The organism is Streptomyces sp. NPDC058246, assembly GCF_042881985.1.
Taxonomy (GTDB): Bacteria; Actinomycetota; Actinomycetes; order Streptomycetales; family Streptomycetaceae; genus Streptomyces.
In genome coordinates this window covers 238,976-265,348 of sequence record NZ_JBHVWZ010000004.1, presented here as the reverse complement: position 1 = coordinate 265,348, position 26,373 = coordinate 238,976, and the positions used below count along the sequence as shown (strand labels likewise).

The 26,373-nt window shown below is 69.9% G+C and carries 24 protein-coding genes and 1 pseudogene; 12 read left to right on the top strand and 13 right to left on the bottom strand.

Features of this window, described 5'->3' with window-relative positions; all coding sequences use genetic code 11:
• The first annotated feature begins 75 nt into the window (after positions 1–75).
• Entirely contained in the window at positions 76–846 is a 771-nt protein-coding gene (locus ACFVXA_RS08365; RefSeq protein WP_390024287.1) for an SDR family oxidoreductase, read from the top strand.
• Positions 847–954: 108 nt separating this feature from the next.
• Here the strand turns inward: ACFVXA_RS08365 and ACFVXA_RS08360 are convergent, their stop codons facing one another.
• A complete protein-coding gene (locus ACFVXA_RS08360; protein ID WP_390024285.1) occupies positions 955–1,611 on the bottom strand; it encodes a maleylpyruvate isomerase N-terminal domain-containing protein in 657 nt (218 codons plus the stop codon).
• A 213-nt stretch (positions 1,612–1,824) separates the two neighbouring features.
• On the opposite strand from ACFVXA_RS08360, the gene ACFVXA_RS08355 reads away from it, so the two are divergent.
• From ACFVXA_RS08355 to ACFVXA_RS08345, 3 genes are all read left to right on the top strand, one after another.
• Entirely contained in the window at positions 1,825–2,262 is a 438-nt protein-coding gene (locus ACFVXA_RS08355; protein ID WP_362030765.1) for an ATP-binding protein, read from the top strand.
• Positions 2,263–2,575: 313 nt separating this feature from the next.
• Entirely contained in the window at positions 2,576–4,678 is a 2,103-nt protein-coding gene (locus ACFVXA_RS08350; RefSeq protein ID WP_362030763.1) for a SpoIIE family protein phosphatase, read from the top strand.
• Positions 4,679–4,871: 193 nt separating this feature from the next.
• Positions 4,872–5,861, top strand: a complete 990-nt coding sequence (locus ACFVXA_RS08345) for an aldo/keto reductase (RefSeq protein ID WP_362030761.1) — start codon at positions 4,872–4,874, stop codon at positions 5,859–5,861.
• Positions 5,862–6,004: 143 nt separating this feature from the next.
• Here ACFVXA_RS08345 and pgm read toward each other — a convergent pair whose 3' ends face one another.
• The 4 genes from pgm to ACFVXA_RS08325 all read right to left on the bottom strand — a co-directional run bounded on the left by pgm (position 6,005) and on the right by ACFVXA_RS08325 (position 11,040).
• A complete protein-coding gene (gene pgm, locus ACFVXA_RS08340) occupies positions 6,005–7,645 on the bottom strand; it encodes a phosphoglucomutase (alpha-D-glucose-1,6-bisphosphate-dependent) (RefSeq protein ID WP_383745736.1) in 1,641 nt (546 codons plus the stop codon).
• Positions 7,646–7,801: 156 nt separating this feature from the next.
• Positions 7,802–8,827, bottom strand: coding sequence for an MASE1 domain-containing protein (locus ACFVXA_RS08335; RefSeq protein WP_384024171.1), 1,026 nt, complete (start codon positions 8,825–8,827; stop codon positions 7,802–7,804).
• A 47-nt stretch (positions 8,828–8,874) separates the two neighbouring features.
• Positions 8,875–9,705 carry a PP2C family protein-serine/threonine phosphatase gene (locus tag ACFVXA_RS08330; RefSeq protein ID WP_362030754.1) on the bottom strand — a complete coding sequence of 277 codons (831 nt, stop codon included), beginning with the start codon at positions 9,703–9,705 and terminating at the stop codon, positions 8,875–8,877.
• A 222-nt stretch (positions 9,706–9,927) separates the two neighbouring features.
• Positions 9,928–11,040: a PP2C family protein-serine/threonine phosphatase gene (locus ACFVXA_RS08325; protein WP_362030752.1), complete on the bottom strand. Its 1,113-nt coding sequence runs from the start codon at positions 11,038–11,040 to the stop codon at positions 9,928–9,930.
• 325 nt (positions 11,041–11,365) lie between these two features.
• Here ACFVXA_RS08325 and ACFVXA_RS08320 point away from each other — a divergent pair, with 325 nt between their 5' ends.
• Entirely contained in the window at positions 11,366–14,113 is a 2,748-nt protein-coding gene (locus tag ACFVXA_RS08320) for a SpoIIE family protein phosphatase (RefSeq protein WP_389934494.1), read from the top strand.
• A gap of 147 nt (positions 14,114–14,260) precedes the next feature.
• Here the strand turns inward: ACFVXA_RS08320 and ACFVXA_RS08315 are convergent, their stop codons facing one another.
• Positions 14,261–15,325, bottom strand: a complete 1,065-nt coding sequence (locus ACFVXA_RS08315) for an NAD(+)/NADH kinase (protein WP_383909762.1) — start codon at positions 15,323–15,325, stop codon at positions 14,261–14,263.
• 166 nt (positions 15,326–15,491) lie between these two features.
• On the opposite strand from ACFVXA_RS08315, the gene lpdA reads away from it, so the two are divergent.
• Both lpdA and ACFVXA_RS08305 read left to right on the top strand, forming a co-directional pair.
• Positions 15,492–16,892 (top strand): dihydrolipoyl dehydrogenase, encoded by a 1,401-nt coding sequence (gene lpdA / locus ACFVXA_RS08310; RefSeq protein ID WP_389470812.1) that lies wholly within the window; start codon positions 15,492–15,494, stop codon positions 16,890–16,892.
• 18 nt (positions 16,893–16,910) lie between these two features.
• On the top strand, positions 16,911–17,645 hold the full coding sequence (locus ACFVXA_RS08305) for a hypothetical protein (RefSeq protein WP_390024283.1): 735 nt from the start codon (positions 16,911–16,913) through the stop codon (positions 17,643–17,645).
• A gap of 384 nt (positions 17,646–18,029) precedes the next feature.
• Here the strand turns inward: ACFVXA_RS08305 and ACFVXA_RS08300 are convergent, their stop codons facing one another.
• Together ACFVXA_RS08300 and ACFVXA_RS08295 are read right to left on the bottom strand one after the other, a co-directional pair.
• Positions 18,030–18,287: a hypothetical protein gene (locus tag ACFVXA_RS08300; protein ID WP_390024281.1), complete on the bottom strand. Its 258-nt coding sequence runs from the start codon at positions 18,285–18,287 to the stop codon at positions 18,030–18,032.
• Positions 18,274–18,582 (bottom strand): DUF6400 family protein, encoded by a 309-nt coding sequence (locus ACFVXA_RS08295; protein WP_389934496.1) that lies wholly within the window; start codon positions 18,580–18,582, stop codon positions 18,274–18,276. The genes ACFVXA_RS08300 and ACFVXA_RS08295 overlap by 14 nt, the downstream gene beginning before the upstream one ends.
• Before the next feature lie 623 nt (positions 18,583–19,205).
• On the opposite strand from ACFVXA_RS08295, the gene ACFVXA_RS08290 reads away from it, so the two are divergent.
• Positions 19,206–20,021, top strand: coding sequence for a CAP domain-containing protein (locus ACFVXA_RS08290; RefSeq protein WP_390024279.1), 816 nt, complete (start codon positions 19,206–19,208; stop codon positions 20,019–20,021).
• Positions 20,022–20,144: 123 nt separating this feature from the next.
• Here ACFVXA_RS08290 and ACFVXA_RS08285 read toward each other — a convergent pair whose 3' ends face one another.
• Positions 20,145–20,708, bottom strand: coding sequence for a hypothetical protein (locus ACFVXA_RS08285; RefSeq protein WP_390024277.1), 564 nt, complete (start codon positions 20,706–20,708; stop codon positions 20,145–20,147).
• 160 nt (positions 20,709–20,868) lie between these two features.
• Here ACFVXA_RS08285 and ACFVXA_RS08280 point away from each other — a divergent pair, with 160 nt between their 5' ends.
• The 3 genes from ACFVXA_RS08280 to ACFVXA_RS08270 all read left to right on the top strand — a co-directional run bounded on the left by ACFVXA_RS08280 (position 20,869) and on the right by ACFVXA_RS08270 (position 23,292).
• Positions 20,869–21,309: an OsmC family protein gene (locus ACFVXA_RS08280; protein WP_383909750.1), complete on the top strand. Its 441-nt coding sequence runs from the start codon at positions 20,869–20,871 to the stop codon at positions 21,307–21,309.
• A gap of 432 nt (positions 21,310–21,741) precedes the next feature.
• Positions 21,742–22,677 (top strand): hydroxymethylbilane synthase, encoded by a 936-nt coding sequence (gene hemC / locus ACFVXA_RS08275; RefSeq protein WP_362030732.1) that lies wholly within the window; start codon positions 21,742–21,744, stop codon positions 22,675–22,677.
• A 261-nt stretch (positions 22,678–22,938) separates the two neighbouring features.
• The gene (locus ACFVXA_RS08270; RefSeq protein ID WP_383909745.1) at positions 22,939–23,292 is read left to right on the top strand and encodes a VOC family protein; all 354 of its coding nucleotides are present in this window, start codon (positions 22,939–22,941) and stop codon (positions 23,290–23,292) included.
• 80 nt (positions 23,293–23,372) lie between these two features.
• On the opposite strand, the pseudogene ACFVXA_RS08265 reads toward ACFVXA_RS08270, so the two are convergent.
• Positions 23,373–23,552 (bottom strand): annotated as a pseudogene (locus tag ACFVXA_RS08265) (carboxymuconolactone decarboxylase family protein); the annotation flags it as partial.
• A 331-nt stretch (positions 23,553–23,883) separates the two neighbouring features.
• Positions 23,884–24,351 (bottom strand): GNAT family N-acetyltransferase, encoded by a 468-nt coding sequence (locus ACFVXA_RS08260; RefSeq protein WP_390024431.1) that lies wholly within the window; start codon positions 24,349–24,351, stop codon positions 23,884–23,886.
• 226 nt (positions 24,352–24,577) lie between these two features.
• On the opposite strand from ACFVXA_RS08260, the gene ACFVXA_RS08255 reads away from it, so the two are divergent.
• Positions 24,578–25,159 carry a cation transporter gene (locus tag ACFVXA_RS08255; RefSeq protein WP_383909742.1) on the top strand — a complete coding sequence of 194 codons (582 nt, stop codon included), beginning with the start codon at positions 24,578–24,580 and terminating at the stop codon, positions 25,157–25,159.
• Between the two features lie 114 nt (positions 25,160–25,273).
• On the opposite strand, the gene ACFVXA_RS08250 is transcribed toward ACFVXA_RS08255, so the two are convergent.
• Positions 25,274–26,074 (bottom strand): CbtA family protein, encoded by an 801-nt coding sequence (locus ACFVXA_RS08250; protein WP_390024275.1) that lies wholly within the window; start codon positions 26,072–26,074, stop codon positions 25,274–25,276.
• A 56-nt stretch (positions 26,075–26,130) separates the two neighbouring features.
• Positions 26,131–26,355 (bottom strand): CbtB domain-containing protein, encoded by a 225-nt coding sequence (locus ACFVXA_RS08245; protein ID WP_389748914.1) that lies wholly within the window; start codon positions 26,353–26,355, stop codon positions 26,131–26,133.
• Positions 26,356–26,373 lie beyond the last annotated feature (18 nt).

The window sequence follows — 26,373 nt, the reverse complement described above, 5'->3', positions numbered from 1 at the left end:
TCCATACCCGTGAGGTATCGGTCGAGACGACATCGGTGTTGGCCCGCGCCGACCTCACCGTGGTGCCCTGGAGTCATGAACGACACCATGATCACTCTGGTCACCGGCGCCAACAAGGGCATCGGGCGCGAGATCGCCGCCCAGCTCGCCGCCCTCGGGCACACCGTCGTGATCGGCGCCCGCAGCGCCGAGCTGGGCGAGAAGGCCGCCGCGGAACTGCGCGCCACCGGCGCCGACGCCACCTCCGTCGTACTCGACGTGACCGACCCCGCCTCCGTCGCCGCGGCCGCCGAAGCGGTCGAGGTCCGATACGGCAGGCTCGACGCGCTGGTCAACAACGCGGGCGTGGCCGCTCCCCCGGGCAGCGACCTGGCCGGCCAGCGCCCCCGCTCCGCCGACCCCGACGTCATCCGCCTCATCTTCGACACCAACTTCTTCGGCGTCATCACCGTCACCAACGCCCTGCTGCCGCTGCTGCAGCGCTCCAAGGCCCCGCGCATCGTCAACGTCTCCAGCAGTGCCGGTTCACTGGCCGCCGGGACCGACCCGGAGGTCGCTGCCGTTGTCTACGCCGGGCTCACCATCGCCGACCTCCCCATCGCCGCCGGCTATGTCCCCTCGAAGACCGCCCTGAATGCCCTGACTGTCCAGTACGCCAAGGATCTGCGCCCCGACGGCATCCTGGTCAACGCCGTCTGCCCCGGCTACTGCGCGACCGACCTGAACAACCACTCCGGCCACCGCACGCCCGCCCAGGGCGCCGTCGCCGCCGTCCGAATGGCCACCATCCCCGCCGACGGACCCACCGGCACCTTCACGGATGACCAGGGCTCCGTGCCCTGGTAGGACCTGGTGGTCCAGCGGGCCGGTGCGTAGGCCCGGTACTTAGTCATGGCGCGTAGTCATGGTCAGGACGCCCCGCCTCTCCCACCCGGTCCGTCCGCAGTGGACGTATCAGCCGAGCACGAGCGGCAGTTGCGCGGCCAGCTCGCCGAGTTCGGCCTTCTCCGCGTCGGTCGGTGCGCGGCGGCCGGTGCCGACCAGAAGTGCGTCCTTGTCGGTGAACGACGCGGGGAACGCGGCGTCGGCGATCTTCTCCAGCGTCGCGCGGGATCGGGCCAGGCCCTCCGTGGGCGGTTCCGCCGCGGCCGGGAGGTGCGCGATCAGGTCGAGGTGGTGCAGCGTCCATTCCAGGACGTACGCGGAGAGGTAGTCGCCCACGGTGAGAACCTCATCGCGGGTGCTCACCCGGACACCGGGGTCGGCCAGTTCGGCGGCGCGTCCGGCGGCGGAGCCGACGTCGTCCAAGTGGAACTGGAGCAGGCGCGGTTCCTCGTACGCGGCGGCCAGCCGGAGGGTCAGCGCGTCGAGCGGGTCCTCGCCGGTAGGCGGTTGGTCCTCGACGTGCCAGTAGGTCACCGCGTTGACGGTCGGTTCGGCTTCGGCGGGGGTGGCGAGGGTGATCAGGACGTCCTGCGCGTCGATGATCAGGTGGCACACGAGGTCCCGCACCAGCCAGCCGGTGCAGCCAGACGGCTGTTCGAAGTCCTTGTCCGTGAGTTCGGCGACCGCCGTGCGCAACGCCGTCCACGAGCGTGAGAAGAGATCCACCCCGGCAAGGTAGTGCGGGCCGGAGTGGCGGACAAGGCCATAGGGAAACGGGCAATCCACCCCGCCCACAGCATCCTGAACGTTGATCAGATGCCCTCTGAAGAACGCCGGCATGGCGGGGCCTTTGCGGGGTATCTGGAGGGCCTCATACACACGCGAGCAAGGTGGGCCATGGTCCAGGTGCCAATTGCCGAGGGTCGGACGACCCCGCCGATGGATGCCGTCCAGGCGTCGGCGGCCTACGACGGCGACAGCGTGAGGATCAGCGAAGCCCGCCGCTTCGCCACCGACTTCCTCACCCTGCTGCAGACGGTCCACGGCCTTCCCGTGTCCGCGCGGGCACGGGGGGTGACGGAGCTGGTCGTCAGTGAACTGGTCACCAACGCGGTCAAGCACGCACCCGGCCCCTGCCTGCTCGACCTGCAGACCAGGGGCGCCACGATCGACATCAGCGTCTGGGACAGCTCCGCCACCCTGCCCCTGGCACGCGCCGCCGACCCGGGCCGCGTCGGCCAGCACGGCCTGGAGATCATCCTCGCCGTCAGCCAGGGCCTCGACATCCGCCGCGAGCCCGTCGGCAAACGCGTCACCGCCCTCATCGCCCTCGCCGACGACCCGACCGGTCACCCGGCGGGCCTCCCGCCCCACTAGGGCCTGTCCGGCGGATCATGCCGGAGCCGCGGGGCCAGGCCGGTTCGCGTCTGCCTCCCCGATGCGCTTCCGCTCGTCCGGCCGTTCCGCACCCCTCCCCGTCACGGCGAACTCCGACGATCGAACGGCCCCGAGTGCGGCCCGGGACCGGTCAGTGATCACCCTTCTCGTCCGGCTCGTGGGGACGGGGGTGCATGGTCTGGTGATCCGGGGGGACCATGGAAGCGAAACGCCTGCAGACACGGACAGGTCCCGCTCCAGCCAGGCCGTCGGAGGGCCTACGTGGCGCCGGTCGGTGGAAGGAGTGCCTGCCATGAACGAAGCAGAAGGGCCTCCCGCAGGCTTCGGCTGGGGCGACGCTCGCCGACCGGCGAACGAGCCGACGCAGCCCAGCGGCATGATGGATCTCCTCAGTGTCGCGGCCGTGCTGCTGGACGCCGACGGACGGGTGGTCCTGTGGAGCCCGCAGGCCGAGGACCTGTACGGCTACACCGCGGAGGAGGCGCTCGGGGAGTACGCCGTACGGCTCCTTGTCAACGAAGAGCACTCGGACTGGGTGATCAAGAAGTTCATCGAGGTCATGGAGACGGGCCAGAGCTGGAGTGGCACGTTCCCCATCCGCTGCAAGGGCGGCGGCACGAGGCAGGTGGAGCTGCGCAACATGCGGCTGCTCGACGACCGAGGTGACTTCTACGCCCTCGGGCTGGGCACCGACTCCCCCAGGCTCCGCGAGGTGGAGCGTGACGTCGCGCTGTCCACCCGGTTGATCTCCCAGTCCCCCATCGGGATCGCGATCCTCGACACCGAACTGCGGTACGTGGCCGTCAACCCCGCGCTGGAGCGGATGCACGGCATTCCCGCCAAGGACCACCTCGGCCGCTACTACCGCGAGATCATGCGAGACACGAAGTTCGAAGTACCCGAGGTCGCCATGCGGCAGGTCCTTCGGACCGGGGTTCCCCTGGTCGAGCAGTCCACCATCGTCGGCCGCAGCCCGTCCGACCCGGACCACAAGCACGCCTGGTCGATCTCGCTGTACCGGCTGGAGGACACCCAGGGCCGTGTTCTCGGCGTGGCCGACCTGGTGGTGGACGTCACCGAGCGGTACCAAGCGTCCCTGGAGGCCACCGAGACGCGGCGTCGACTGGCCCTGATCGCCGAGGGCTCCGCCCGCATCGGCACCACGTTGGAGGTCGAGCAGACAGCCCGGGAGCTGGCCGAGATCGCCGTTCCGGCTTTCGCCGACATGGTCGCCGTCGACGTACTCGACTCCATCATCGACGAACACCGTCCCGCCTCCCGCGACGGCCCCGCGCTCTTCCGCGCCCTCGCCGTCAAGACCGCCTACCCCACCGAGGCGATCCATGCCGCCGATCCTCCCGGCCGGATCACCACCTACGAACCCGACCGCCTCGCCACCCAGTGTGTGCGCACCGGACGGTCCGTCCTGATCCGGCACACCGGCGAGCGCGACCTGGCGCGCATCGCCCGCGACGACTACGCCGCCACGCTGCTGGCCCGCGCGGGAGTGCACTCCTACATGGCCGTCCCGCTCGCCGCACGCGGCACCATCCTCGGCTTCCTGGGGCTCAGCCGCGCCCGCGATCCGCGGCCCTTCGACGAGGACGACCTGGCCATCGCCACCGAGCTCGCCTCCCGCGCCGCGGTGTGCATCGACAACGCCCGCACGCACCAGAGCGTGCGCAACGCCGCCGAGACCCTGCAGCGCAGTCTGCTCCCCGACCACCCGCCCAACCTCCCCGGCCTGCACGTCGCCTCCCGCTACCTTCCCGCGCAGGCTGCCTACGAGGTCGGGGGCGACTGGTACGACGTCCTTCCGCTGGAGGGCGACAGGACAGCGCTCGTCGTGGGCGACGTCATGGGCAGCGGCATCGACGCCGCCGCCGCCATGGGCCGTCTGCGCACCGCCACCGCGGCTTTCGCCGACCTCGACCTCGAACCCGCCCGAGTCCTGAAGCACCTCGACAAGATCACATCGAAGCTGGAGCAGTACATCGCCACCTGCGTCTACGCCTCCTACGATCCCCACCGTGCCGAGTGCCGCATCGCCAACGCCGGCCACCTGCCCCCCGTCCTCGTCCGGAGCGGCCAGCGCCCCCGACTGCTCGACCTGCCCACGGGCACCCCGCTCGGAGTCGGCGGAATCCCCTTCGAGACCACCACCCTCAGCCTTGCCCCCGGCGACCAACTGGTCCTGTACACCGACGGTCTCGTCGAATCCCGCCACCACCCCATCGACGTACGTCTCGACGCTCTCCTCCGCCTCCTCGAAACCCCGGACTCCCCCCTGGAGGACACCTGCGACCGGCTTCTCCAGCACCTCCGGCACCCTGACGACCACGACGACGTCGCCCTGCTGATCGCCCGCGCACGCCCCTTCACACCCGACCCATGAGCGCCTCGCCCCGGGGCTGCCACGGCCATCGGCTGAAAACCGTGGACAGCCGGCCGGGCGCACGGCATCGGGATGCCGACGCTCGGAATCCACCGCTCAATGGAGGAGACCGAACAAGCCGCGAAAGGTTCGCGGCGTCCGCCACGCACCTCCCGCGACGAAGATCAGCTCCGCACGGAAAGGCTGGAACCACATGAATCAGCGCAGGCTGCGAGACCTTCAGGTGTCAGCCATCGGCCTCGGCTGCATGGGGATGTCCGCCTTCTACGGCACCACCGACGAGGACGAGGGCATCAAGACCATCCGGCACGCCCTCGACCTGGGCATCGACTTCCTCGACACGGCGCAGCTCTACGGGCCGCTCACGAACGAGACTCTCGTGGGCCGCGCGGTCAAGGGACACCGCGACCAGTACGTGATCGCCACCAAGTTCAACTACCGGATGGACGACGCCGTTCCGGGTGACTTCAGCACGGTCGGGCGCCAGGACGGCTCCGCCGAGCATGTACGCAGTTCGATTCACGGATCGCTCAAGCGGCTCGGAACCGACTACGTCGACCTCTACTACCAGCACCGCGTCGACCCCGACGTGCCGATCGAGGAGACCGTCGGCGCCCTGGCGGAACTGGTCGCGGAGGGCAAGGTACGCCACATCGGCCTCAGCGAGGCCGGGCCGGAGACCATCCGACGGGCGAACGCCGTTCACCCGATCACGGCCGTACAGACCGAGTACTCGCTGTGGACGCGTGACCCGGAGGCGGAGGTCCTGCCCGCCTGCCGCGAACTGGGGATCGGTTTCGTCCCCTACTCGCCCCTCGGCCGCGGCTTCCTCGCCGGCCGGTTCTCCTCCCCCGACGAACTCGACGAGGGGGACTTCCGCCGCAGCGGACCGCGCTTCACGGGCGACAACCTGGAGGCGAACCTCAGGCTCGCGGCGAAGGTGAAGGAAATCGCCGCGGAGAAGGACGTGACTCCGGCGCAGCTGGCGATCGCGTGGGTCCTCGCCCAGGGCGACGACCTCGTCCCGATCCCGGGCACCAAGCGCCGCAGCTATCTCGAACAGAACGCCGGCGCGGTGGACGTCGAGCTGACGGAGGACGACGTGGCCCGCATCGACGCCGAACTCCCGAAGCCCGCCGGCGAGCGCTACGACGAGGCCGGCATGAAGAGCGTGAACCTCTGAGACGCGTCTGCCTCGACATGTGCTCCGACTGACCCGGCCCGGGGCGTCGGCCCCGGGCCGGGTCACTCCTCGGAGTACGTCGCGTCACGACGGGCCGAGCCGGTGGATCCCGGTTCAACCGCCCAGCGCCGGTGGATCCCGGTTCAGCCGCCCAGCGCCGCCCGGACGACCGCCTTGGCCTCCTCCTGCACCGTACGCAGATGGTCCTGCCCGAGGAACGACTCGGCGTAGATCTTGTAGACGTCCTCGGTCCCCGAGGGCCGTGCCGCGAACCAGGCGTTGTCGGTCGTCACCTTGATGCCGCCGATGGGCGCGCCGTTGCCGGGGGCGCTGGTCAGCACCTGGGTGACGGCCTCCCCCGCGAGCGTGTCCGCGCCGACCTGTTCGGGAGAGAGCTTGGCGAGCAGGGCCTTCTCCTCGCGCGTCGCCGGGGCGTCGATGCGCTCGTACGCGGGCTCTCCGAAGCGGGCGGCGAGCCCGGCGTAGTGCTCGGACGGTGACTTGCCGGTGACCGCCGTGATCTCGCCGGCGAGCAGCGCCATGACGATCCCGTCCTTGTCGGTGGTCCACACCGAGCCGTCGCGGCGCAGGAAGGAGGCGCCGGCCGACTCCTCTCCGCCGAAGCCGAGCGAGCCGTCGGCCAGTCCGTCCACGAACCACTTGAAGCCCACGGGCACCTCGACCAGGCGGCGGCCCAGGTCGCTGGCGACCCGGTCGATCATTCCGGAGGACACCAGGGTCTTGCCGATCCCCGCGTCAGCGGGCCAGCGCTCCCGGTGGGAGTAGAGGTAGGCGATGGCGACGGCCAGGTAGTGGTTGGGGTTCATCAGCCCCGCGTCCGGTGTGACGATGCCGTGCCGGTCGGCGTCCGCGTCGTTGCCGGTGGCGATCTGGAAGCGTTCGCGCTGCTGGATGAGTGACGCCATCGCGTAGGGCGACGAACAGTCCATACGGATCTTGCCGTCCCAGTCCAGCGTCATGAACCGCCAGGTGGGGTCGGTGAGCGGGTTGACCACGGTGAGGTCGAGCCCGTGCTCTTCGCCGATGCGCCCCCAGTAGGCGACCGAGGCCCCGCCCAGGGGGTCCGCGCCGATGCGCACGCCGGCGACGCGGATCGCGTCCAGGTCCAGCACGTGCGGCAGATCGGCCACGTAGGTGCCCAGGAAGTCGTAGCGGCCGGTGCTGGGAGCGGTCAGCGCCCTGGCGTAGGGAATGCGCCGTACGTCCTTGAGGCCGCCCACGATGAGCTCGTTGGCCCGGTCCTGGATCCAGGACGTCGCGTCGGAGCCTGCCGGGCCGCCGTTCGGCGGGTTGTACTTGAAGCCGCCGTCGCCGGGCGGATTGTGGGAGGGGGTGACCACCACCCCGTCCGCGAGGCCCGAAGTCCGTCCCCGGTTGTGGGTGAGGATGGCGTGCGAGACGGCCGGCGTGGGCGTGTAGCCGTCCGCGCGGTCGAGGAGCACCGAGACCTCGTTGGCCGCGAACACCTCCAGGGCGGTGACCTTCGCGGGCTCCGACAACGCGTGGGTGTCGGCGCCGAGGAAGAGGGGACCGTCGATGCCCTGGCTTTCGCGGTACTCGCAGATGGCCTGGCTCGTCGCGGCGATGTGATCCTCGTTGAAGGCCGTCGCCAGTGAGGACCCGCGGTGTCCGGACGTGCCGAAGGCGACGCGCTGGCCGGGCTCGGCCGGGTCGGGGTGCAGCGCGTAGTACGCGGTGACCAGTCGGGCGACGTCGACGAGGTCCTCGGGACCGGCAGGACTGCCCGCTCGCTCATGCTGCATGTGCCCGCACCTCCACATCAGTTGTTCTTCGTTTGTAGTCCCATACTTCCGCACCGGGCGCCGCTGCCGCGACGACGGCCGAAGCTGCGGTGGGACCGCGCCCTTGGCACAGGCCGCCCGACCCTCGCGCGACAAGCACGGGACGGCCGGAGCGACTCACGGCGCTCTCTTCCGCCGTCGTACGCCGTCGTCGTCGTGCATGGGCAGCGGCCGGGGTGGCGGGTTTCCCGCCGTGAGGTGTTCCAGGACCTCCATCAGCTCCTGACAGGCCAGTTCCACGGAGTGTCTGGTGTTGCGCTGCTCGGTGATCACGGCGGACAGGATCAGAGCGGTCAGGGCCATGGAGCCGTTGAAGGCCTGGAGCTTGAACATCACCTCGACGTGGCTCATCCGCGCGAACGGACCGACCCCGTCCGTGGCCGCGACGGTGGCCATGACGGAGGCGAAGAGGGCGCACAGCACGCTGCCCGCGTGCTGGAAACGCAGCGCCGCCCAGATCAGCAGCGGATAGACGAGGAACAGCAGGCTGATCTCGCTGCGCGTGGCGAACGGCAGGAGGACGCAGGCCACGAGCACCAGCGCCACGGCTTCTTTCCATCGAGTCAGGTCCGGCGGCCAGCGCGCCCCGTACAGCAGGAGCAGGGCCGGGGTGACGATCAAGACGCCCATCGCGTCGCCCACCCACCACGCCAACCAGACGGGCCAGAAGTCGTCCGCGGCGAGCTTGCCCGTGAGGACCAGGATGCCCACGCCGACCGTCGCACTGATCATCATGCCGACCAGGGCACCCAGGAACACCAGTGCGAGTCCGTCCCGCAGGCGGTCGAGTTCGATACGGAAGCCGATCCTGCGCAGCATGAGGTACGCGCAGACCGGAGCTGCGGTGCTGCCGGCGACGATGCCGAGATCAGCGGGCCGGAGTGAGGTGAGCGAGGTGAGGGACAGGATGACGAGGAGGGCACCGAGTGCGATCCCGAGCCAGGCGCGGATCCCGAAGATCAGGAGACTGGCTACCGCTACGCCTGTGGGCGGCCAGATGGGTGTGAACACCGCGCCTTCGACAACGAGCTGCCGCAGGAGCCCCAGCCGCCCCGCCGCGAAACAGCAGGCGGCGACTCCCAGCGTCAGGACAGCGACGACGACCGGTCGGCGCGGCTCGCGTGTACCCACCACAGCAGCCATCAGACACCTCCGCCGCCCTCTCTGCGAGGCGAGAGGGCGACGTCCCCCTACAGCTGGACTGTGGGCGCGTCGTGGCCGACCACGAGTACGGCCGCATCGTCCTCGTGACCCACGAGCTCGGCGCCCTTGATCACCGCGGCGGCGAGCGAGCTCGCCGACATGCCCGCCACGGCGGCGATGCCCGCGAGACGGACCACCTGGTCGAGCCCCTCGTCGACACGCATGGAGGGCCCCTCCACGACACCGTCCGTGAGCAGGACGAACATCCCGCCTGTGGTGAGCAGGTGCCGGGTCACCGGGTAGTCCATCCCCACCTGTACGCCGAGTGGTGGCCCTCCTTCGTCCTCGGTGATGCCGGACTTCCCGTCCGCTGTCGCCCAGACGAACGGGATGTGCCCGGCCCGTGCGCTCTCCAGCACCCCCGTGGACGGGTCGAGCCGCATGAACGTACAGGTGGCGAAGAGGTCGGTGCCGAGGGACAGCAGGAGATCGTTCGTCCTGGCGAGGAGTTCTCCCGGCTCGCTCGTGACGGAGGCGAGGGCACGCAGGCCGACCCGGACCTGCCCCATGAACGCGGCCGCCTCGATGTTGTGCCCCTGCACATCGCCGATGGACAGTCCGATGCGATCGTCGGGCATCTTGAAGGCGTCGTACCAGTCTCCGCCCACATTGAGACCGTGGCAGGCCGGCGCGTACTGGACCGCCATGCGGAACCCGGGGGCGGTCGGCATGTCACCGGGGAGCATGCCGCGTTGCAGCGCGATGGCCAGCTCGACCTGTGTGCGCTGGAACTCCGCGCGTTCACGCGCCTGAGCGGTCAGCGACCCGAGCCTGGCCAGCAGCTCGTCACCGTCGCCCGTGGGGCGCTTGCGGGACATCGACCACCCCGGGAGGAAAGCTGCGCCATCAAGACCAAAGACCGAATTACATCCTTATCGGATGATATCGACATGGGCGGCTCGACCCGACATCGCGCCTCTCGGACGGCGGATCAGGCGCCGGCCGAGAGGCGCAATGCCGGGCCGTCGACCGTCACGCCGTCCGCCGGAACGCGACCAACCGATCGGCCGGGCCCACTCGGACCCGCCACGCCGCACGACCTACGACGGGCGCTCCTGGCCCCGACTGTTCGGCCACCTCAAGGCGAGGGCCGCGATGTCGTCGTCGAGCCTTCCCCCGCTGTAGCGGACCAGGTCCCGGTGAAGCCGGTCGAGCAGCTCGCGGGGCGCTTCCAGCCCCTGCCGCCCCATCCAGTCCGGCAGCGGGAAGAACTCACCGGTGCGGTCCCGGGCCTCCGACACGCCGTCGGTGTAGAGCAGCAGCTGGTCACCCGGGACGAAAGCGATGGTGTCGACGCAGTAGTAGTCACCGATGAGCGCCGCGAGGTTGAGAGGCGGCGAGGCGATGGTGGGCTCCAGGACGTGGATCTTCCCGCGATGCGCAAGCAGCGGCGGAGGGTGTCCGCAGTTGAGAAGTCTGATCTGGCCGCCGCCGTGCGGGATCTCGACGATCAGAGCGGTGGCGAAACGCTCGGGCAGATCCTGGCCGGGAAACGCCGCGCTGTGGCGGGCGATGCTGGTCTCCAGCCGATGGACGATGCCCCTCAGGTCGGGCTCGTCGTACGCGGCCTCCCTGAAGCAGCTGATCACCGCCGAGGCCGCCCCCACCGCGGACAGACCCTTTCCCCGGACGTCGCCGATGAGCAGCCGGATCCCGTGCGGTGTGCCGGCCGCCTCGAAGAAGTCTCCCCCGATCCGGGCGTGCTCCTGGGCCGCCAGATACAGCGATTCGATCTCGACGTCTCCGATACGGCGCGGCAGCGGGCGCAACAGCACCTTCTGCGCCGCGTCGGCGACGAGCCGGACCTGGACGAGTATTTCCTCCCGCTGGAGCCGGACGTGGCTCGCATAGGCGGCCGCCAGGGTGACCGCGATGATCGCGGCTCCCGTGTAGGGCGTCCCCAGGTCGGCGTAGGCGAAGCTGAGCCCGATCATGACCAGCAGGCAGAACGTCCCCAACAGGATCGTGGGCAACACGGGCCACATGGCGGCGGCAAGGGCGGGTGCGGCGGGCAGCAGGCGGCTGAAGGCGATCTCCCTCGGCGTGGAGAACGCCAGGCAGGAGATGACGACGGTGAGGATCGCCGGCGACAGCAGGGCGAGGTCCCACTGGCCGCCGTAGAGGGGACCACGACGCCGCAGGCGTCCTGACATGATCACAAAATGCATCATATCGGTCAAAGTGCTCATCGAGCTCGAGCGGGACAATCCGCACGGCCTACGCGGAGATCGACCCGGGGGCCTGCACGCATGCGCCCACAGGCAGACCGCGACCGCCTCACGCGACTCCGGTCCCGTGCACCGCGCGGCGCCGCGCCCCGGCCCCGGTGACTGGCAGGACGAGGCCGCGCACGGCACGCCCGTGCCGTGCACGAGGCCCCGCACGGCACGCCTGTGCCGTGCACGAGGTCCCGCCGTGCGGGGTTCACGCGACGGGCGGCCCATGGCCACTCGGGATCACCAGTGCTAGAAAGGTCACATGGCGAATCGTTTCGCCGGTTTTCGACGCCTCTCGCTCAGGCCACTGGTCAACAAGAGCCCGCGGAGCGTAGCGGGGCAGGTGTTCGTTCTCCAGGTGGCCGTGGTAGTGCTGCTCGTGGCCTGTGGCGTGCTCGCCCTCGCCCTGCAGTCGCAGCGGGACACCAACGCCGAGGCCAAGCACCGCTCCGTAGCCGTGGCAGAGACCTTCGCGCACTCCCCCGGTGTCCTGGCGGCGCTCCAGACCCCCGACCCGAGCAAGATTCTCCAGCCGCTCACCGAGGTGGCGCGCAAGGCCGCCGGCGTCGACTTCATCGTGGTCATGAACACCCACGGCATCCGGTACACCCACCCTCTGCCGAATCTGATCGGCAAGCGGTTCGTGGGCACCATCGGGCCGTCGCTGGCCGGGAAGATCTACACCGAGAGCGTCCACGGCCCCCTCGGCCAGGAGGTGCAGGCCACCGTCCCCATCAAGGACCCCGACGGCAAGGTGGTCGCCCTCGTCTCCGCCGGACTGAAGGTCAAGAACGTGACCAATCAGGTGGACCGGCAGCTACCGATCATCCTGGGCGCCGGGGCCGGCGCGCTCGTGGTGGCCACCGGCGGAACGGCCCTGGTGGGCAGACGGCTGCGACGTCAGACCCACAGCCTGGCCCCGGAAGAGATGACCCGCATGTACGAGCACCACGACGCGGTGCTGCACTCCGTACGCGAAGGGGTGCTCATCGTCGGCGGCGATGGGCGCCTGCTGCTGGCGAACGACGAGGCCAGACGGCTGCTGGAACTGCCCGCGGACGTCGAGGGACGGCATGTGTCGGAGTTGCCGGACCTCGACCCCGAGACGATGGAACTTCTCGTCTCCGGGCGTGAGGCCACCGACGAGGTGCACTTCGCCGGAGAGCGGCTGCTGGCGGTCAACCAGCGGCCCACGGACCGCGGCGGCGGCCCCAAGGGAACGGTGGTGACGCTGCGCGACTCCACCGAACTGCAGGCCGTGACCGGCAGGGCGCAGATCGCACGGGAGCGGCTCAAGCTGCTGTACGACGCCGGACTCGGCATCGGCACCACCCTGGACGTGCTGAGCACCGCCGACGAGTTGGCGCGGGTCGCCGTCCCCCGCTTCGCCGACTTCGTCACAGTGGACCTCGCCGACGCCGTACTGCACGGCGAGGAGCCGGCCCCCACGGCAACGGACATGCGACGCACGTCCGTGTGCGGCATCCGGGACGACCATCCGCTCTACGAGAAGGACCGGCTGATCGACTATCTGCCGTCCACGCCCCAGGCGCGTGGCTACGGCAGTGGCCATGCCGAGCTGGTGACCGACCTGTCGACCGCGCCGGGCTGGCAGGCGCAGGACCCGGAGCGCACCAAGGAGATCATCGAGTACGGCATCCATTCACTGGTCGTCGCTCCGATCCAGGCCCGCGGGATCGTCCTGGGCATGGCCAACTTCTGGCGTTCCAAGCAGCACGAGCCCTTCGACGAGGAGGAAGTGTCGCTGGCGGAGGAACTGGTGGCCCGAGCCGCGGTCAGCATCGACAACGCCCGCCGCTACACCCGCGAGCACACCTTGGCCGTCACCCTCCAGCGCAGCCTGCTGCCGCGGGCGCTGCCCGAACAGAGCGCCCTCGACATCGCGTACCGCTACCTCCCGGCCCAGTCGGGCGTGAGCGGGGACTGGTTCGACGTGATTCCCCTGCCGGGGAGCCGGGTGGCGCTGGCCGTCGGCGATGTCGTGGGCCACGGCCTCCACGCCGCCGCCACGATGGGGCGGCTGCGGACCGCGGTGCACAACTTCTCCACGCTGGATCTTCCTCCCGATGAGTTGCTGAGCCACTTGGACGACCTGGTCGGCCGCATCGACCAGGACGAGGCGGGCACCGAGAGTGCCGTGGACGTCGTGGGCGCCACCTGCCTGTACGCGATCTACGACCCGGTCACGCGCCGCTGCCTCATGGCGCGCGCGGGCCACCTGGCGCCCGCCCTCGTCCACCCCGACGGAACCGCCACCTTCCTGGACGTGCCGACCGGGCCTCCCCTCGGCCTCGGCGGCATGCCGTTCCAGACCGCCGAGCTGGAGCTTCCGGAGGGCTCTCAGCTCGTCCTGTACACCGACGGCCTCATCGAGGACCGCAGGCGCGACCTGGACGTGGGAATGGAGCTGCTGCGCACCGCGCTGGCGGGCCACCCCGACCGGTCGCCCGAGGAGAGCTGCCAGGACGTGCTGGACGCGTTGCTGCCCGGGCGTCCGAAGGACGACGTCGCCCTGCTCGTCGCCCGCACCCGGGCGCTGTCGCCCGACCGGATCGCCGACTGGGACGTGCCGCGGGACCCGGCCGCCGTCGCGGGGATGCGCGACGCCGTGTCCCGAAAGCTCGACGAATGGGGCCTGACCGAGCTCGGCTTCACCACGGAACTCGTCCTGAGCGAGCTCATCACCAACGCCATTCGCTACGCCTCCGAGCCCATCCACGTACGGCTGATCCGCGACCGTACGCTGATCTGCGAGGTGGCCGACGGCAGCAGCACCTCACCCCACCTGCGGTACGCCGCGACGATGGACGAGGGAGGCCGCGGCCTGTTCCTGGTGTCGCAGATCGCCGAGCGCTGGGGCACCCGGTACACCCCCCAGGGCAAGGTGATCTGGGCCGAACAAGCACTGCCGACGGTCGTCGAGGAGCCCGGCCAGGCGCCGACCGACGCGGCCCTCCCCGACGAGGGGGCGGCCGACCGGAAGCAGTAGTCGGTTCTCCAGGGCCCGCAAGCAGTAGTCGGTTCTCGAGGGACCGGAAGCACTAGTCGGTTCTCAGGGACCAGAAGCATCAGTCGGTTCTCAGGGACCAGAAGCATCAGTCGGTTCTCGAGGGACCTGATCGAGAAGTCGGCGCGGTCAATATGTCTCGTCCGGTCCCGCGGGCAGGGCCAGGTGCGACAAGTCCTTGGGGGGCGAGGAGGTCACAGGCCAAAGGGGGACGGCCTGCCCGTCGGCGACCGCGGCCGGAGCGTCAGTGAGGTTCATGCGGTTGCGCAGACGGCCGTAGAAGTCCGTCGGTCCCAGCCGTGCCGCCCGCAGCCGGCTCGGGGCCGCGTAGACACCGATCCAGTCCCCTGGATCCAGGACGCCGCGCAGTTGGCCGTCGATGCTGACGGCGGCCCGTCCCGAGCGCTCCAGTACGCGCAGCACGATGGGCTCGTCGGGTGCGGCGACGACCGAGCGGTCGAACGTCATGTGCGGGGCGACGGGCGTGAAGACGAGCGCCTCCGCGCGCGGCGAGACGACCGGGCCTCCCGCCGCGAAGCTGTAGGCCGTCGAACCGGTCGGCGTGGCGACCAGGAGCGCGTCGGCGGAGTAGGAGGCGAGCAGTCGGCCGGTGATGTAGACACCGACCGAGACCTGCCGGTCCCGGGACAGTTTCTCCACCACGACGTCGTTGAGGGCGACGACGTCCAGGGCGATCCCCCAGTCATCGCCGGTTTCACAGTCGGACTGCATCTTCGGAGGAGGCGGGAGGGGCCCGCGGCCGTACCGCAGCAGCGACTCCATGTCGGCGGGAACCTTCAGCAGGCACGAGGCGCGGAGCGTCAGCAGCATGCGGCTTTCGATGGTGATCCGGCCGGCGTGCACGGCATCCAGCGCCGCGCGGACGGCGGTGACGGGCACCTCCGTCAGGAAGCCCACTCGGCCGAGATCGATGCCGAGAACCAGGGCGTCGTTCTCGGCCGCCACATGGGCACCGCGCAAGAACGTGCCGTCACCCCCCAGGGTGACGATCAGGTCGGGATCGCCGGCCGACTCGACTTCCTCACGGGCGTAGTGACGCGGGCCCCTGCCCCACACGTCGATGTCCGCGCAGTGCAAGCCGCGCTCCGCACACCACGTGCGAACGCCGATAGCGGCCTCGACGGCTTCCGCCCGGCCTCCGTGCACGACCAGGCCCACACTCTTCACGGTCATGTCCGCCTCCCGGCCGGCTTGGTCGGCGCCGATACCCTCGATCTTCGCACCGCCACCCTGTGCGGTGCAGGGTCGACGACCTCGGGGACGGGCACCACCGCCCAGGATGGGCACCATCTCGACCCACAAGATCCGCATCCGCGGCCGGAGCACTAGGCTGACCGTCATGAGCGCACACTTTGACGTGGTGGTCCTGGGCGCCGGCCCGGGAGGATATGTCGCGGCGATCAGGGCCGCCCAACTCGGCCTCAGCACGGCGATCGTCGAAGAGAAGTACTGGGGCGGTGTGTGCCTCAACGTGGGGTGCATCCCGTCGAAGGCACTGCTGCGCAACGCGGAGCTGGCCCACATCTTCACCCAGGAGGCCAAGACCTTCGGCATCCAGGTGAGCGGCGAGGTGAGCTTCGACTACGGCGCGGCCTTCACGCGCAGCCGCAAGGTGGCGGACGGGCGCGTCAAGGGCGTCCACTACCTGATGAAGAAGAACAAGATCACCCAGTTCACCGGCCGCGGCACCTTCAGCGACGACCACACCCTCCAGGTCGCCCTCGCCGACGGCGGCACGGAAACCGTCACCTTCGGCCAGTGCGTCATCGCCACCGGCGCCACCACGAAGCTGCTTCCCGGCACCTCGCTCAGCGAGCGCGTGGTGACGTACGAGGAGCAGATTTTGTCCGACACGCTCCCCGAGAGCATCATCATCGCGGGCGCGGGCGCCATCGGAGTCGAGTTCGCGTACGTACTGCACAACTACGGCGTCGAGGTCACCCTCGTGGAGTTCCTCGACCGCATCGTCCCGCTGGAGGACGAAGAGGTCTCCGCGGAGCTGACCCGCCGCTACAAGCGGCTCGGCATCAATGTCCTGACCTCCACCCGGGTCGAGGCGATCAACGACTCGGGCGATTCGGTCAAGGTCATGGTGACCACGGGCGGCCAGCGGCAGACGCTGCAGGCCGGGAAGGTGCTGCAGGCGATCGGCTTCCAGCCGCGCGTAGAGGGCTACGGCCTGGAGAACACCGGGGTCAAGCTCACCGACCGCGGGGCGATCGACATCGACGGGCGCTGCCGCACCAGCGTCCCGCACATCTACGCCATCGGCGACGTGACGGCGAAGCTGATGCTCGCCCACGCGGCCGAGTCGATGGGCATCGTGGCGGCCGAGACGATCGCGGGCGCGGAGACGATGGAGCTCGACTACGTCATGATCCCGCGGGCGACCTACTGCCAGCCGCAGATCGCGAGCTTCGGCTGGACCGAGGCGCAGGCCCGCGAGAAGGGCTTCGACGTCAAGGTGGCGAAGTTCCCGTTCACCGCCAACGGCAAGTCGCACGGTCTCGGCGACACCGCGGGCTTCGTGAAGATCCTCAGCGACGCCCGGTACGGCGAACTCCTCGGCGCCCACCTGGTCGGCCCCGAGGTCACCGAACTCCTCCCGGAGCTGACCCTCGCCCAGCAGTGGGACCTGACCGTCCACGAGGTCGCGCGCAATGTGCACGGCCACCCGACGCTCGGCGAGGCGGTCAAGGAGGCCATCCACGGGCTGGCCGGCCACATGATCAACATGTGACCCGGGACCATCGCCACCATGACCGACGGTAGGCACGACGCCGAGAGCCGCCTGGCCAGGATCGAACGGCTGCTGGAGAACGGCGGGCACGAGCTGGCACCCGCCTGGCGCCGGGCCACACGCGGTGAGCCTCGCTGGGCGGTGACCGCCGTGATCCTGCTCGCGGTCGCCCTCCAGCTGATGCTGCCGCACCGGCTCACCCTCCAGCCGTACTGGATGCTGCCTGCCCTGGAGCTGGTGCTGCTGGCCGGGCTGATCGCCGCGAACCCGCGGCGGGTCGAGCCCCGGACCCGGTGGCTGCGATGGCTGGGCCTGGCCCTGATCGGCGTGATCAGCCTGGCCAACGGCTGGGCCGCGGTCCGGCTGGTGGCGGGCCTGGTGAACGGCACCGAAGGCAAGTACGCGGGGCCGCTGCTGCTGACCGGCGGCGGCATCTGGCTGACGAACATCATCGTGTTCGCCCTGTGGTACTGGGAGTGGGACCGCGGCGGACCGATGGCACGCGCCCGCGGCCACCGCCAGTTCCCCGACTTCCTGTTCGTCCAGATGCAGAGCCCGGAGACCGCGCCGCAGGACTGGGAGCCCGCGTTCCTGGACTACCTGTACCTGTCATTCACCAACTCCACCGCCTTCAGCCCCACCGACGTGATGCCGTTGTCACGCTGGGCCAAGATGCTGATGATGCTGCAGTCCTCGGTCTCCCTGGTGACCGTGGTCCTGGTGGTCGCCCGGGCCGTCAACATCCTGCACTGACACCACAGCCGGGACCGCCGGCCTGGCCCTCGGCCCACGGCCCACGGCCTCGATATCGCCCCACGGCCCGCCCTCGCCCCCCGTACCCATTCGCGCCCCGCAACCCCATCGCGGTCGGAACCGCGGGCGGGGCCGAGACTGTGGAGCGCGGTCGGGACCGTGGGCGCGGTCGGGACCGTACGGCGGGGCCGGGACCGTGGGGCGGGGCCGCTGCGGCATCGCGTGGTGATGTCCGGGGGCCGCCGGGGATGCCGCCGCTATCCGGCGGCGGTGCGATGCGGGCCGAGGAGGGCAGGGCCCTGCCACGCATGCGTCAGTCCCGCTTCAGGAGTCCCCGCGCCGTGCGGCGGCAGCCGCCTTGGGCGTGACTGCCGCGGGCAGTCCCTAGAGCCGGGGCAGGTCGCCGGCGACGTTGTTCCGCGGGGAACGTGTGGCGCCGAAACCGGTCTCGTGCGTCCAGACGTGCCGGCAGGACGGGCACTGGAGATGGAGGATGCTGCCAGAGTGGGAGAGCAGGTAGCGCCAGTGCTCGGAGCACGTTCGGCGCTGCTCGCACGTCGCGCAGTCGCGGCTGTCGACGCACTTCGGGCAGTCCACCCAGGCACGGCGCCCGATTTCCGCCTGCGGGTCAAGAGGCAGCATGGCCGCTCCCTCGCACGGGGAGCACGCCGGCGGACACCAGCTCGTCGTACAGGCGCTGCTGCTCCTCGTCGAGCCCGGAGTAGAGCAGGTCGTACGCCGCTTCCTCGCCGCGCAGTACTTCGACCGGGTCCCAGTCGGGCCCGAGGGCTTCCAGCACCTGGGCCCGCCGCTGCACTTCCTGAGCGGTGAGATCGACGGTGAAGTCGACCAGCGCGGGCGCGGCCGCCGCGTCCGTCGGGCGCTGGGAGGCGGATTCGTCCGGTCCGGTGGAGGGCGTGGAGTCGTACGGAGGCATGAGACCGAACTTAGGTAGCCCTTTCTTCTCAAGGCAAGAGGAGGTGGGTGAAGTCACAGCAGGTCATACGGCGCCGCAGCGGACCGTCCGGACTGCCGCGGGGACGGCTGAGCCTGGCCTCGGCGGCGGGAGGAGGGTGCCCGGGGAAGTGTCGAGACCGCACTGGGGCAGCCCGCCCCCGTCACCTCCACGACGTCCGTCGGGAATGGTTGCAGTGGGTCGCGGTGACATCCGTCACGCCGACCTCCCGCATCAACGCGGTTGGGTAGTACATGGCGCCTGGGCGATATAGCCGGACTTGGTGTCCGGAAATCGACATACGGCGCACGCGATCCGATGGCATGCGCCCCACTTGGTTCCCTCACGCCGCTTGCCGGGCATACGGGGCTTCCTGACGGATCGCCAGGCGCCCTGCCGTGCTCCGGGGAGCGGCGTCAGCACACCCGTGCGCCCGATTCAAGACGTGCGGAGCCTACGAGGCCGGGTAGTAGTGAGGCTCGTTGCCCCTCGCTCACACAGGTTTTAACAATGACGGCCCCAGAAGGCGTCACCGCAGCTCAGGCACAGCGTCCGCGCTGAGCCGACCCCACCGGAGGCGCACCGGCGACGACCGAGAGGTCAGCATGAGCAAGCACCGTAGGAAGACGCGCCACCGGCAGATGACCATCGCTGCCGTCGCCGTGAGCGCGCTGGCCATACCGACCGCCGCCATGGCCTGTCTGAACGATGAGGGCGCCACGACCACCGAGTCCTACGGCCAGTGGAGAAACTGGACGAACGCCTCCTTGGACGAGCGGGGCAACGGCGGGGAGGAAGGCTGGAAGGGCAGCGACGATCCGTGGAAGGGCGGCGAGGGCGGGTGGAACGGCGGCGGGTGGACCTCGCGCCCCACGGCCCCGGCTTCGCCGGAAACCACCGCTCCCGCCTCGCCGGCACCCGCGGCACCCAAGGCTCCCGCCTCGACGACACACGCCGCGCCCAAGGCACCGGCCTCGACGGCTACCACTGCCCCCAAGGCACCCGCCCCCGCCCCGAGCGCCACCGCTAAGGCGGCGCCCGCATCCGCCGCAGTGGCTCGCATCGTGGCCCTGGTCAACAGCGAGCGGAGCAAGGTCGGCTGCTCCGCCCTGACCCTGAACACGAAGCTCTCGAAGGCCGCCCAGGCCCACAGCGCGGACATGGCAAGCCACCAGAACATGTCGCACACGGGCTCCGACGGTTCGGACCCCGGTGAACGGATCACGCGTGCCGGCTACATCTGGAGTGCCTACGGGGAGAACGTCGCCTACGGATACTCCACCCCCGAGCAGGTCATGGCGGGCTGGATGTCCAGTCCCGGCCACAAGCGCAACATCCTGGACTGCGGTTTCAAGGAGATCGGCGTCGGCCTCGCACAGCCCGGCAGCTACTGGACCCAGGACTTCGGCACGTCCCGCTGACCGCTCGCGTCGGCCTGCGTGCCGATCGTGACGTCGGGATCGTGGCCGGCCCGTGCGGTCACGAACGGCCGGCTCAAGAACAGCCGACTCAAGGACGTACGGAGCGCGGCCGACAGGGACGTGTCAGGGAACCTGTCGGCCGCCGTGCCGTTGCCCCAGCAGGCGGGCCTGTTCCGTCTTCAGCACCGCGAATCCCCGGCGCGCGTACGCGGCTATCTCCTCGCTGGGGAACGACACCACCGAGAGGTGCTGGTCGTAGCTTCCCCGCGCCCACCGGGCGGCCGTGATCTCGTAGCCCGACACATGCGCGCACAGGTGAAGCAGAAGCGGCGGCATCTCTGGTTCGCTCAACAGGTCCGCGTGTTTGATGACCAGGTCGCGCATGGCTTTGATGTTCGGGAGAAACACGGTGGTGACCCAGAGCCGCCACTCGGTGAGCTCTTCCTCCGTGGGCGGTGTCTCATGAACGAAAGGCGACCTTCCGTCAGAGCGGGCGTGACGTTCCACGAACGCGCCGAACGTTCGGCTGTTGGCTTCCGTGAGGGCGAACAGGGGCCCGTAGAAGTCGCTGAGCTGGCGATTCACGCGGGCGAGACGTTCTTGACGCTGCGCCAGGCGCAAGCCGTTGAGGTAGGTGACGACATAGCCGACGAACGCCAGCCCGATGGTGACGACAACTGCGATCATGAGGGGCGATGCTATTGAGAGATGTGCCGGCTGCGGAGACTTCCGTCGCGGTCGTAGTCGTATCCCTCGGCGCGCGGAGCGCGGCGCACGCCGCCGCCCGGGACCGGGACGGGGCTGACCTTCACGGCGCTCTACGCGGCCCGACACTACTGTCGTCGCCATGACCGACCACACCCTGCGCTCTGTCACCGTCGAGCGGACCAGCACCGGCCACTACACCGCGACGAACCCTCGCGGCGGCACGATCAGCTTCGGCACCAGCTCCGATCCCCACGGGGGCACGGAATTCACCCCGGTCGAGCTCCTGCTCGCGGCATTGGCGGGCTGCACCGCGGCCGACGTCGATGTCGCCACCAGCCGCCACGCGGAGCCGACGGAGTTCGAAGTCACCGCGACCGGCCACAAGGTCACCGACGAGCTCGGCAACCGGATGACCGACCTCGTGGTCACCTTCTCCGTCACCTTCCCGGACGGCGAACCCGGCGACCGGGCCCGCGCCATCCTCCCCCGGGCGGTGAAGACCTCCCACGACCGGCTCTGCACGGTCAGCCGCACCGTCGAGAGCGGCACACACGTCACCGCCACGGTCGCGGACGCCTGACCCCACCGGGATCGGAGGCCCGGCGCCTCAAGACCTGACCCCACCGGCATCGGAGGCCCGGCGCCTCAAGATCGGACGACCGGCGCCCCCGGTACCCGAATCCGTCAGGCAGCGGCGGTAGGCCGAGCCCCGCGCACGCGTCGTCCAGATGGCTGCGAGGATCGCCTGTCCGACGCAGTGCGGATGCCCGTACGGCCGCCCCGTACCCCTCGGAAAGCGCCGGCCCGGCCTCGGTCGTCGTCTGCACTCGCGACCAGGGCACCAGGCCGCGGCGCTCGCCGGCCCGGAAGTCCACCGCGCGGCTGAACGCCAGCGGCTGCCCGGCGAGTCGCCGACTTCACCCACACGTGCGGCCCAACCTCCGCGCCACGCCGGTGAGATGAGCCTCCGGTCCGGTCGTGGGCATCCGCGTCTGGGGGCTATCGTGGCGGCATGTCCGTCCCTGAACTGATCCGCATCGTGTCCCGCGACTCGCCCATGGCCCTGGCCCAGGTGGAGCGCGTCCGCGCCGAACTGGCCGCGCTTCACCCCCGTCTCCGCACCGAGGTCGTGCCCGTCAAGACGACCGGCGACAAGTGGATGGGCGATCTGGCCAAGGTCGAGGGCAAGGGCGCGTTCACCAAGGAGGTGGACGCCGCACTGCTGGCCGGCGAGGCGGACCTGGCGGTGCACTGCGTCAAGGACGTACCGGCCGACCGTCCGCTCCCCGCCGGCACGATGTTCGCCGCGTTCCTCAAGCGGGACGACATCCGCGACGCCCTCGTCCACCCGGGCGGACTCACCCTCGACGCACTGCCGGACGGCTCGCGGATCGGCACCTCCTCGGTGCGCCGGGTCGCCCAACTGGCCGCGTCCCACCCGCAGCTGGAGTGCGTGCCGTTCCGCGGCAATGCCAACCGGCGCCTGGAAAAGCTCGCGGCCGGCGAAGCGGACGCACTGCTGCTCGCGGTCTCCGGCCTGGAACGGATCGACCGCCGGGACGTGATCACCGAAGTCCTCTCCCCCGAGACGATGATGCCGCCGATCGGCGCGGGCATCCTCGCCCTCCAGTGCCGCGAGGGCGACACCGCGGTCATCGACACCGTCAGCGACCTCGGTGACCCGGACACGCATCGCGAGGCCACCGCGGAGCGCATGTTCCTGCACGTCCTCCAGGGCCACTGCAACTCGCCGATCGCCGGTTACGCCAAAGTCGAGCGTAGCGGCGAACTGTCCCTGCGGGCCTGTGTGTTCACCCCGGACGGCAAGACGCAGCTGAACGCCCACGAGTGGGCCGGCCGCCTGGACCCCGCCACCCTGGGCACCTCTGTCGCTGTCGCCCTGCTGCGCCAGGGAGCCCGCGAACTGATCGACGACATCGCCCACTGACCCGGGCGCGCGTCCACGACGACATCTACCTGCCCGTCGGCGCCCGGCACGGCGTCGACGGGCTCGATCACCTCCTCGCGGCCGGCGACAGCCGAGCCGAGGAGCCGCCCGGGAGGCGTGACGTCGGCGCGAACCTGGCTGAAGAACAAGCCAACGAGTTCCCACGCGATGGAGACGCGGGGTGAAGCGGGGCGAAGCGGGGCGAAGTGGGCGATGGTGTGGTGGCAGCCCGCCCGATCGCCGTCCTGGCAAGATGGCGGCATGGAACGTGTGCTTGGAATCGGTGGATACTTCCTGCGCGCCGCCGACCCGGCGGCCCTGAGCGAGTGGTATCGCGATTGCCTGGGCCTGGACGCCGATGAGAACGGCCTGTGGCGTCAGGGAGCCGGGCCGACGGTGTTCGCGACGTTCGAGTCCGAGACCGACTACTTCGGGGCCCGCACCCAGCAGACCATGCTCAACTTCCGGGTCCGCGACCTGGATGCGATGCTCGCGCAACTGCGCGCCAAGGGAGCGGACGTGGCCAAAGAAACGCAGGACATGGAGGGTGTCGGTCGATTCGGCTGGGTCACCGATCCTGAGGGCAATCGGGTCGAGCTGTGGCAGCCGGCCTGACCGCGTCCTCGGGTCTGCGGTGGCGTCATGCCTTGACGTCGGGAAGGCGCGGCTTCCGGGGGGATGACGCCCCGCCCGACTCACCAGGTCTTGCCGACCTGCTCCCGGACCGTGCGGTTGATCCGGTTGAAGAAGTTGGTCACCGCGATCTCCAGTGTGATCGCGCCCAGTTGCTCCTCGCTGAAGTGATCGGCGGCGGCGTCCCAGATCTCGTCGGTCACGCCCGGTGCGCCGTCCTGGAGCCGGGTGGCGGCCTCAGTACCTGTTTCAGGCCGCGGGGGCTTCGTGACGTTCGACGAGGGGGCCGCGTATGTACGCCTCCCGCGCCAACCGCGCCTACCTGCGCCGGCGCGGGATCCGCTGCACGATCCCGGGTAAGGCCGACCCGGCGCGCACCGCAGGCGACGCGGCTCGGGTGGCGGCCGGCCGCCGAAGTTCGATCCGGTCGACCACCTCGAGTGCCCCGCCGTCGAGTGCGGCACCAACCCCCTCGAGAGGCACGGTCCATAGCCACGAGATGCGACAAGCTTGCGGTCCGCTACGAGGCGACCGTCCTCGTCGCCGCCATCAACGAGGCTGTGACCAGCCACATCACGATGCCGCCGCGTAACAGTGGATGGCCACCAGCTGAGACGGGCTCCATCGTTGCTCGACCGTGGTCATCAGTTCCCAGCCCAGCCGCTCATACAGGGCTGCCGCGGCGGTATCGGTTGCCACGACGTCGAGCACCGGATGCAGGCCGCGACGTCGTGATTCCTCCAGGGCTCGGCCGATCAGCAGTGCACCGATCCCATGCCCCCTCGCCTGCGGAGCGACGAACAGCCGGCTGACCACCGCGGTCAGGTCCTTGCTCGTCCCGCTCCGCTCGCTCCACAAGCCGGGGGCCAGATCTCCTTCGCCGCTGCGGGACAAGCTGACATGGCCAACGAGACTGCCGTCGAGCTCAGCGACCCAGGCCCCCAATGGGGAAGCGTGCGACAGCCACTCATCAGGCTGATCCGGCCAGTTCACCGGGTAACCGTCACATTGATGGACTTCCGCGAGAACCCGCACACACATCTCGACATCGCCATCAGCCCTGCGCCGGACCCAGCGGTCTGGTCTCTCCACAGCAGCCCCGAAGTTCTCGATGTTCACTCCGGCATGGAAACACAGGCCACAGAGCCACAACCAGCAACTTTCGCTACGCGCCCTGGAAGGGGTGTCTCTCGTGAGAGTCACCCCTGCTGACCTGCTCCCAGTCTGGGACAATCCTGAGGTGAATCAGGTGAATGAGGTGAAAGGGGTGTCCCGGGCAGTCCTGCTCAGGCGGGGCTTCACCCTGGAATACATCACCCTGGGGTGGAACCTGATCGGCATCGTGGTGCTCGCCGTGGCGGCGCTCTCCGCCCGGTCTGTTGCCCTGGCCGGCTTCGGGCTGGACTCGCTGATCGAGATCGGCGCTTCCACGGTCGTGGTCTGGGAGCTTTCCGGCTCCGGCGAAGTCCGTCAGCGCCGGGCGCTGCGACTGATCGGTGTCGGCTTCACCGCACTTGGGGTCTACCTGCTGGTGCAGTCCACCTGGGTTCTGGCCGCCGGTTTCCGTCCGCACCACTCGCCCCTGGGCATCGGCTGGACCGCGGTGACCGCGGGCGTGATGTTCGCCCTGGCTGCGGGCAAGACCCGCACCGGTGCCGCACTGGACAACCCGGTTTTGAAGACCGAGGGCCGCGTCACGTTGATCGACGGCCTGTTGGCCGCCGCCGTCCTTCTCGGCCTGGTCCTCAACGCCGCACTCGGCTGGTGGTGGGCCGACCCGGCGGCCGGTTACGTGCTGGTCTACTACGCCGCCCGCGAGGTCCGGGAGATCTACTCCGGCGACCACTGAACCGACGACGAGCACACGCATGGCCGGAACTCCGGATGGCCGCTCGCTCAAAGCCCGTACGCCGTCCGGCGTGCCAGCGGGCAGGCCGGACGGCGCAAACGAGTTGAGTGCGTGTCAGTGCGCCGCGGTTGCGGCGCTGGTGGTGGTTCCGGTGGTGGTTCCGGTGCTGGTTCCGGTGCTGGTTCCGGTGCTGGTCGCGGCGACCGGACGAGGCACCAGCAGGCGCTCAGCGAGGTGTCCGAAGACCAGGCCGAAGGACACCCACAGCGTGGCCTGGATGGCCAGGGCCGCCAGGCGGAACTGCCACAGCAGGATCGCCGAGAAGTCCTTGGGTACTTCGTTGACGGCGGGCAGGAAAGCGTAGGCGAGGCCGACGGACGCGACGAACGCCGCTACCGCGGCCACCGTGGCGTACCAGTTGCCCAGACGCGGGGCCAGGCGCTTACCCAGGATCGTGGCCGCGACGGCGAGGAGCACGCTCAACGCGACCATCAGGAAGTAGAGGGTGGTGCGCTTGCCGATGGTGTCAGGGTCGCCCACGGACGGCGGATTGGCCGGGTACTTCAGGAACGGAACGACGTACACGGCGATCAGCGCGGCCATGGAGATCAGGGCTGCTGTGGCGCGCGGCCCGAAGCGGCCGATGCGTCCAAGGGCGACGCAGACGGCCAGGGCCGCGATACCGCCGATGGCGATGCCGTAGATCAGGACACCGGTGGCCAGGCCGGCGGTCGATTGCATGGTGCGGCTGACGAGTTCGACGCCGTGCTCGTGGCTGTGGACGTCTTCATAGGCGATGGCGGAGTCCACGCGGGGCTCGCCGAGCAGATAGGCGACGATCAGCGCCAGCACGCCGGCGGCGAGGCCGGCGAGCATGCCGCGGACGAGTAGCGCCCTTACCGATATGGAGTTCATGATCTTCTTCGATTCCCCTGGGGACGAGGCCGAGACTGTGAGCGGTGTCAGCTGTGTCAGTGGCAGGGGAAGCCGAGAAGGTGGCGGCCGTCGTGCACCCACTCGTGCACGTTCTCGCCGGAGATCAGAGCGGTGGCGCCCTGCTCGGCGCCGACGAAGTACAGGAGGATCAGCGCGAGGACGCCGATGAAGGCCGCCCACGGCGCGATCGCCTTGAGGGAGATGGGGGTGATCTCCGAAACCTGGGGTGCGCTCGGCGCGGGAATGGCGGACTGGGCCATGGCAGAACCTCCTGGGAA